This is a genomic window from uncultured Leptotrichia sp. (assembly GCF_938036635.1).
Taxonomy (GTDB): Bacteria; Fusobacteriota; Fusobacteriia; order Fusobacteriales; family Leptotrichiaceae; genus Leptotrichia; species Leptotrichia hongkongensis.
The window spans coordinates 1-7,826 of record NZ_CALHQO010000542.1; the positions used below are offsets into that span (position 1 = coordinate 1).

7 protein-coding genes are annotated in these 7,826 nt (G+C 31.9%); all 7 read right to left on the reverse strand.

The genetic code is table 11. The annotated features are described in order from the left end of the window. Positions 1–61 precede the first annotated feature (61 nt). Positions 62–1,105 (reverse strand): DciA family protein, encoded by a 1,044-nt coding sequence (locus Q0370_RS10910; protein ID WP_299575623.1) that lies wholly within the window; start codon positions 1,103–1,105, stop codon positions 62–64. Positions 1,106–1,119: 14 nt separating this feature from the next. After that, on the reverse strand, positions 1,120–2,208 hold the full coding sequence (locus Q0370_RS10915; protein WP_299575625.1) for a DNA replication/repair protein RecF: 1,089 nt from the start codon (positions 2,206–2,208) through the stop codon (positions 1,120–1,122). A 27-nt stretch (positions 2,209–2,235) separates the two neighbouring features. Continuing rightward, on the reverse strand, positions 2,236–3,873 hold the full coding sequence (locus Q0370_RS10920; RefSeq protein WP_299575627.1) for an AAA family ATPase: 1,638 nt from the start codon (positions 3,871–3,873) through the stop codon (positions 2,236–2,238). 105 nt (positions 3,874–3,978) lie between these two features. Then, entirely contained in the window at positions 3,979–4,830 is an 852-nt protein-coding gene (gene speB, locus Q0370_RS10925) for an agmatinase (protein WP_299575629.1), read from the reverse strand. 30 nt (positions 4,831–4,860) lie between these two features. After that, on the reverse strand, positions 4,861–5,703 hold the full coding sequence (speE, locus tag Q0370_RS10930) for a polyamine aminopropyltransferase (protein ID WP_299575631.1): 843 nt from the start codon (positions 5,701–5,703) through the stop codon (positions 4,861–4,863). A gap of 140 nt (positions 5,704–5,843) precedes the next feature. Then, positions 5,844–6,374 (reverse strand): glycoside hydrolase family 108 protein, encoded by a 531-nt coding sequence (locus Q0370_RS10935; protein WP_299575634.1) that lies wholly within the window; start codon positions 6,372–6,374, stop codon positions 5,844–5,846. Between the two features lie 66 nt (positions 6,375–6,440). After that, positions 6,441–7,826 (reverse strand): aminotransferase class I/II-fold pyridoxal phosphate-dependent enzyme (locus Q0370_RS10940; RefSeq protein ID WP_299575637.1); only part of this gene is annotated, 1,386 nt, incomplete at its 5' end.

Genomic DNA, 7,826 nt, shown 5'->3' on the forward strand with positions numbered 1-7,826 from the left:
TATTTTAACATATTTTGATGAATAATTGTAATTTTTTAACAAAATAAAAAATAGTATAAAATCAATATCTCCTGTTATTTTCAATCCTAAATTTCATATCCTTTCTTAATCTTCTCAAAGCCCACTTTCTCTCAATCTTAAAGACTTCCTCATTATCACTTCCAATTTTATAGTCCACATAATTTTTTATAAATTTTTCCACATCTTCCCTCGACTCACTCCGAATTTCAAACTCATAATCTTCATTTAAAGAAATTTCCCTGTTTTTTTCAAGGCAGTAATAAAGCATATCATTGTAAGTCTGCTGTGCCAATATATCTCTTGCTTTATAATATGTAGATTTATCGGTATTTGTCATTCGGACCGCCTGTTTTTCTGAAATATACGGTTTATTTCTTATTAAATCAGCCATTTTCTGAAATTTTCGATTTTTTTCATTCATTCTACACTCAAAGCACATTTTCTCGCTGTTTTCCTGCAAAAATAAAATTCTACAGTTTTCACACTCAATATATCCATTATTCTTTAGGTATTTTTCTCTTTTTTTCAGTTTTATCGCAATTTTTTCAAGTCTTCTGGCAATATCTTCATATTTTTTATCAATTTTATCAATATTCTCATGAATTTCCTTAACTTCTTCAGGCAAAAGCACAATATCCTTTACTTTTTCTACAATTTTATTTTCAGAATCAATATTCCTATTTCTTTCCCTAACATTTCCTCTTGGAATTTCTCCAGCCCGAATTGTCCCTCTATTTTCCTCATTTTCAATAAGTTCATCCAGCAAATCACGCTTTATTTTGTAATTTACCTTCGAAAATTCGATACTTTCCAAAAATTTCCCATTCAAAAATGTGTTTATTTTTTCCTTTATATTTTCCGCATACATTATCGTTGTGTGATAAATAACACCATCATTGATAACCACAACAAGATTCCCATTAAATAGACTTTTTGGATAAGTTTTCTCACCGATTGGCCCATTCACAATCTGCTTCCAATTTTTCTTGATTTTCCACAAAATATATTTTTCATTTTTCAAAAGCGAACTTCTTTTCTCAATTGCTTCCAGTGCCAAATCCTTTAAATCCTTAATTCCTTCCATTTTTCAACCCCTTTTTACTCATTAATAATCTTCCCCTTTTCCACAATAAATTTTTTCCCCTCTATGCCCAAATCCTCTGTCGAAGTTATAAAACATTGAATTTTTTTATTTTCAAAATAGCTTAAAATACTTTTTTTTCTCACTTCATCAAAATATGAAGCAATGTCATCCATCAGAAATATCGGATATTCCTTTTTTTCCTTTATTAAAATATCAATTTCTGAAATTTTTAGCGAGAATATTATAGATTTTTTCTCCCCTTGTGAAGAATATGCCTTTGCATTTTTTCCATTCAGCTCAAAGATAAAGTCATCTTTTTGAGGGCCAAGCAGGCTGTATCCAAGAAATTTTTCCCTTTCACTTTTCCTTTTACATAGCACTTCAAATTTTTCCTTCAGCTCTTCTCTAGTCTTCTTTTCCACATCCCCAAGAAAACAGTCGTATTTTAATTTTAGCTCTGAATTTTCATCAAATAATTTACGATAATTCAAGTTTAATAAAATTGATATTTTTTTTATAAATTCCTGCCGATTAAAAACAATATTTAGCCCTTCCTCTATAAATTTTTCGTTATAGATCTTATAAATTTCCTCGCCAGTCTTTTTTTCCTTTATAAGCTTGTTCCGCACCTTCAATATTTTCTCAAAATTCACAATCGACTGCAAATACTCCTTTTTTGCCTGTGAAATCTCGTAATTAAAAAAGTTTCTCCTAACGCCAGGATTCCCAATAATCAGTTCAATATCCTCAGGAATAAATGAAATAATGTTAAGTAACCCCACATAGTTTATATATTTATCTTTTTCCCTATCAATGTAAAAATCTTTCTTATCCTCATTCACATCAATAGCAATAGCATTTTCCGATAAATCTTTATTTTTATATTTCCCAAATACAATCAGCCTGTTGAAATTATACTTTCGAATCTCTTTCACTTTCTTAGTCCTAAAGCTTTTCCCAGTAGCCAAAAAATGAACAGCCTCAATAAGCGATGTCTTCCCCTGTCCATTCTTCCCATATATTAAATTAAAATACCTGTCAAACTTCAACTTCCCATCCGCAAGGCAACGAAAGTTATTAAAACTAATCTGATCCAAATACATCGCTATTTCTTCCCTTTCACACTATAACTATCTGTAACTGACTTTAACTACTTTTCCGCAAAAAGCAACTCCAACAAAAGTAACATCCTTAATACCTCTATCTCTTAACCCAATATCATACTTCTTCTCTGTTATCTGCTCTATCGCCTCTTCCGAAACTTTCTCCAAATCATCTTCATTTTTCACAACTTTAAACTCTAGAATAAAACCTCTATTGTTCTTATTCTTTGGCTCAATTACAACATCATATCTTCCAAGGCCACTTTCTTCATTAGATTTTACATAATAATGATTATCTAGATAAAACATCATTCCTAAGACTAATCCATGATAAAAGTCTTCATTTTTAGTATCCATAAAACTTGTTGATTTTAATAAAATATTTTGTAAATATTTTTGAAAAATATCAAATTTAAGGTTTTTAAGCCCTTCCATAGCCTTTCTAAACATACTTTCCCCAAAATTTACATCAATAAATTTCTTCCTAAAAAACTCCCTTACCTCCCTATTAGGCAGTCTCAAGGAATACACATCCTCATAGTCTTCCCCAATTTTTTCATCAATAGTTAAATATCCGCTAAATAAAAGAAGTTCCCAAATTTCCTCTTGTCCCAATAAACTAGATAAATCGGAATTACCACTGATATTTTCTTCAACAGTTTCTCCATTAAAAAGAGCTTCCAAAGTTTCCATAATTTCAGAATCTGTATTTTTCAAAATCTGATTAATCAAGAAATTCCCAGAAGTATCAATCCAGTGGGAACCAATTTTTTTAGATTTTAAAAATTTTAAAATACTCCAAGGGTTATACACATCAGAATCACCAAATTTGTAACCGTCATACCAAGCCTTAACATCAAAAAGTTCATACTTTACATCAAAATATTCAAGAGTTTTTTCAACTTCATCCTGATTAAAACCAAAAAACTCAGAATATTCATTTTCTAAAATAGAATAAACGTTTAGATTATTCAAGTCAGAAAATATTCCAGCCTTAATAACTCTTATAATCCCAGTCATAACTCCCATTTTTAAATACTGGTTAGTTTTCAGTGCTTCTCCGTAAAATACTTTAAAAAATGCGATGGCATCGCTATAATAATGATATTCATAAGCAGAAATCAAAGGACTGTCATATTCATCAATTAATAAGATAACTTCTTTTTTATACTTCTGAAATAATATTCTAGTTAAAAACAGCAAGGCATTTTTTAACTCAGAAAAATCTGCATTGCCCAGTAAATACTTCTTAAATCTAGGCAAATCATACTCATCCAAGTCCTCTAAAAGATACTTGTACTCAGAAAACAATTCTAAAACTAGCAGTCTAATTTCCTGTATTGCTTCCTCCCAAGTTTTTGCCTTTATGCTTTTCAGTGAAATAAAAATCACTGGATACTGTCCCTGTTCAGACATATATTCAGATTTTTCAATATCAAGTCCACTAAATAACTTTTTATTTTCTTCTTTATTTTCAATATCAAAAAAATATTTTAGCATCGACATATTAAGTGTTTTTCCAAATCTTCTCGGACGTGTGAACAACTTAATTTTAGACACTTCCTCAAATAAATTCTCAATAAACTCTGTTTTATCAAAATAGTAATATTCATCTTCTATTATTTCCTTAAAATTTGATATTCCTATTGGCAACTTTTTCTTCATCTAACATTCCTCCCTTTTTATAAATTATTAAAAACTTTTTTATTTTTATATATTCAAAAAAGTATCTGTACCATTTATGCACAAACACTTTTCCTTAAAATAAATCTATTTATAAATAAACAGCAAAATTTCCCTAAGCAGTTTACAAGCTAGTGCTGTAGATTGCCCAGACTGATCGTATACAGGCGATAATTCATTCATATCAAGCCCAACAATATTTAACTGCGATATTTTTTCTATCGCCTTATGAAGTTCCACAAAAGTAACTCCTCCAGCTTCAGGCGTTCCAGTTCCAGGAAATTCCGATGGATCAAGTACATCTAAATCCAATGTAAAATATACAGGTTTTCCTTTTAATTTTTCTACAACTTCATCAAGTCCATCAAAATTAAATTTTGTTGTATGAAGATGTTCCTTTGCAAATTTCCATTCATCTCTTTCGCCGCTTCTTATTCCAAACTGAAAGATTCTGCCATCTCCAACAATGTCCCAACATCTTCTAATTACAGAAGCGTGTGAATAATACTGTCCTAAATACTCATCTCTCAAGTCTGTATGTGCGTCAAACTGTATAATATGCAAATCTGGATATTTCTCAGCAACCGCTCTTACAGCTCCCAATGTAACAGAATGCTCTCCACCAATCATAAACGGAATTTTCCCATCCTTCAAAATTTCTGCCGTTTCATCCTGAATATCCTGCAATGTACTTTCTGAATTCCCAAACGAAAGTTCCAAATCTCCTCCATCAAAAACCTTAATATCCTCCAAATCCTTATCTTGATAAGGACTATACGTTTCTATTCCAAAACTCTCATTTCTCATAACTGCTGAAGCAAATCTAGTCCCTGGTCTAAACGAAGTTGTACTGTCAAACGGCGCTCCAAAAATAGCAATTTTACTCTCATTGTATTCATTATCACACCCTATAAATGTATGTATATTTTTATTTCTCATATAAATTCTCCTTATCGTATTTATTCTAAATTATTTTATTAAATCTTTCACATAATTTGGTAAAGCAAAAGCCCCTTTATGCAATTCTGTATTATAATATCTTGTTTCTATTCCAAACTTATTCCATTCATCAGCCTTTAAATCCTCCACAGGATTATATTTTTTTGAAGCAAATCCGAACAACCAATGTCCTGATGGATATGTCGGTATATGTAGCTGATAAACTGTTGCAAATGGGAAAACCGCCCTTAATTGTTTGTTTGCCCTTGCTGTTGCTTTAGCATCTGCCTCATAATATGGGCTCTCGTGCTGATTCACAAGAATTCCGTCTTCTTTTAATGCATTAAAGCAGTTTCCATAAAATTCTCTTGTAAATAAATCTTCTCCAGGCCCAAACGGATCTGTCGAATCCACAATTACAATATCATATTCATTTGCCTTGGAACGTACAAATTTCAATCCATCCTCATAATAAATATGAACTCTCTTGTCATCCAGCTTATTCGCTGTCTTAGGTAAATATTCACGACAAAGGTCGACAACCATCTTGTCAATTTCCACCATATCAATTCTCTCAATATGCTCATATTTTACAAGTTCACGAACAGTACCGCCATCTCCAGCACCAATTACCAATATTTTCTTAGCCTTAGGATTTACAGCCATAGGAACGTGAGTTATCATCTCATGGTAAATAAACTCATCCTTTTCTGTCAGCATCATAAATCCATCCAATGTCAAAAATCGCCCAAATTCTGGCGACTCAAAAATATCAATTCTCTGAAAATCACTTTTCGCACTAACTAACTGCTTATCAATCTTTATAGAAAAACGAACATTTTTCGTATGCTCTTCTGTGTACCATAATTCCATCTGCTACACTCCTTTCAATTTGTATTACCTATTTTTTTAATATCTAACCTTTTATTTCCAATGTTTTGTACTTTAAAACTTTTTTCTAAATTCCTCAAATTTTCCATTGTTTATAATTTTATTCTATTTTCTTGTACTCATTAAACGTTTCTCAAATAATTTTCCTTAACCTTAACCCTGTTCAACCATCCAGCTAGAAAATCATTCTGAGTTACATTATTTTTAGCAAGAGACTTGTAATATTCACGCTGTAAATTATGATAAGCCATCAAAAATTTAGCTGGATTAACATCATTTAAATATTTTAATGTCATAGGCCCAACCGCTCCATCTACACTAATTACATTTTTCCCATAAACTTTATTCACAGCTTCCTGAGCCTTTTTGATTCCATATCTCCCAGCATTTACTGAAAAATCAAATATGCTTAGTGCCACTTTATCATTTTTTACTTGATCCAATTTTCTAGCCTTATAATATTTTTCCTCATAAATTTTTTGTGCCATTGCTTTTGTTAAATCTTTCATGCTACCTTTGTATCCACATTCTCTAGCTCGTTCCTTAGTAATGCCGTATTTTGTTTCCCCACCTTTATCATTCTTATCATTAGAATAGCTTCCTTCAACTAGCAAAATATAATTAAAAAATTTCAAAAATCTGCTGTCAGCCATTTTTGCTTTCCTTCTTTCATTTATTTTAATTGGATTTCGCAGACACTATCTGCGTTTTTTTTAATTTTACTCCAAAACAACATTTATCTTTTCAACATGCATATCCTCAGTTCCTGTTAATAGACATCCTTTTTCCTTTGCATATTCGATATAGTTTATGATTTCCTCAGTAATTCGCTCTCCTGGTGCTAATATCGGTATCCCTGGCGGATAAGCCATCACAAATTCACCACTTATTTTACCAGCACTTTCTTTTATGGGAATCATTTCCTTTTCTGAATAAAAGGCTTTTTGTGGTGGAAGTACAACATCAGGATTTATATATTCATGATCAAACATTCCTGTAGAATCTTTTGAGTAAAGCCGTTTAATTTCTGCAAGTGAAGATATTAGCCGTTCTATTTCCAAACCCCTGTCTCCCGCTGAAATTATCGCCAAAATATTTCCCAAATCTCCAAATTCAATCTGAATTTCATAATCATCCCGCAAAATATCATAAACTTCAATTCCAGCAAGTCCAATATCTTTTGTATACACAGATAATTTTGTCGTATCAAAGTCATAAACCGAATCTCCATCAATCAGTTCTTTCCCATAGGCATAATATCCACCTAGTTTATTAATTTCATTTCTGGCATATTCTGCAAATTTAACTGTCTTTTCAAAAAGTTCCCTTCCATTTATCGCCAAATTTTTTCTTGCCACATCAAGTGAAGTCATAAGTAAATACGATGCACTTGTTGTTTGAGTCAAGTTTATAACTTGCCGAACATAATCAGCGTTTATTCTCTCACCACTTAACAAAATCGAACTTTGTGTTAAAGAACCACCTGTCTTATGCATACTAATTGCCGCCATATCTGCTCCAGCTTCCATAGCTGAAATTGGTAAATTTTCATCAAAGTAAAAATGTGCTCCATGTGCCTCATCAACTAGCACAAACATATCATTTTCATGTGCCAGTTTTACAATAGATTTCAAATCTGAACAAATTCCGTAATAAGTAGGATTATTCACTAATATTGCTTTTGCATCAGGATTTTCCTGAATTGCCTTTTTCACATCATTAATAGACATTCCAAGTGAAATTCCCAATTTTTTGTTAAGTCCAGGGTTAATATAAACTGGAATTGCTCCACAAATTACCATTGCATTAATGGCACTTCTATGCACATTTCTCGGAATAATAATTTTATCTCCAGCTTTACAAGTCGCCATAATCATAGCCTGCACAGCCCCAGTTGTTCCACTTACCATAAAATAAGCCTCTTTTGCCCCAAAAGCCTCCGCCGCTATATCCTGAGCCTCTTTAATAACCGAAGTTGGATGGCATAAGTTATCAAGCGGCTTCATCGAATTAACATCCATCTGCATCGCATCCAGCCCAATAAAATCTCGAAACTCCTTATTTCCACGCCCTCCTTTATGCCCTGGCACATCAAATCTCACAAC

Bases quoted from the DNA above. Each gene is read 5' to 3' on its own strand.
- speE (WP_299575631.1), bottom strand. From the start codon at position 5,703: ATGGAATTATGGTACACAGAAGAGCATACGAAAAATGTTCGTTTTTCT.
- Q0370_RS10920 (WP_299575627.1), bottom strand. From the start codon at position 3,873: ATGAAGAAAAAGTTGCCAATAGGAATATCAAATTTTAAGGAAATAATA.
- speB (WP_299575629.1), bottom strand. From the start codon at position 4,830: ATGAGAAATAAAAATATACATACATTTATAGGGTGTGATAATGAATAC.
- Q0370_RS10935 (WP_299575634.1), bottom strand. From the start codon at position 6,374: ATGGCTGACAGCAGATTTTTGAAATTTTTTAATTATATTTTGCTAGTT.
- Q0370_RS10915 (WP_299575625.1), bottom strand. From the start codon at position 2,208: ATGTATTTGGATCAGATTAGTTTTAATAACTTTCGTTGCCTTGCGGAT.
- Q0370_RS10910 (WP_299575623.1), bottom strand. From the start codon at position 1,105: ATGGAAGGAATTAAGGATTTAAAGGATTTGGCACTGGAAGCAATTGAG.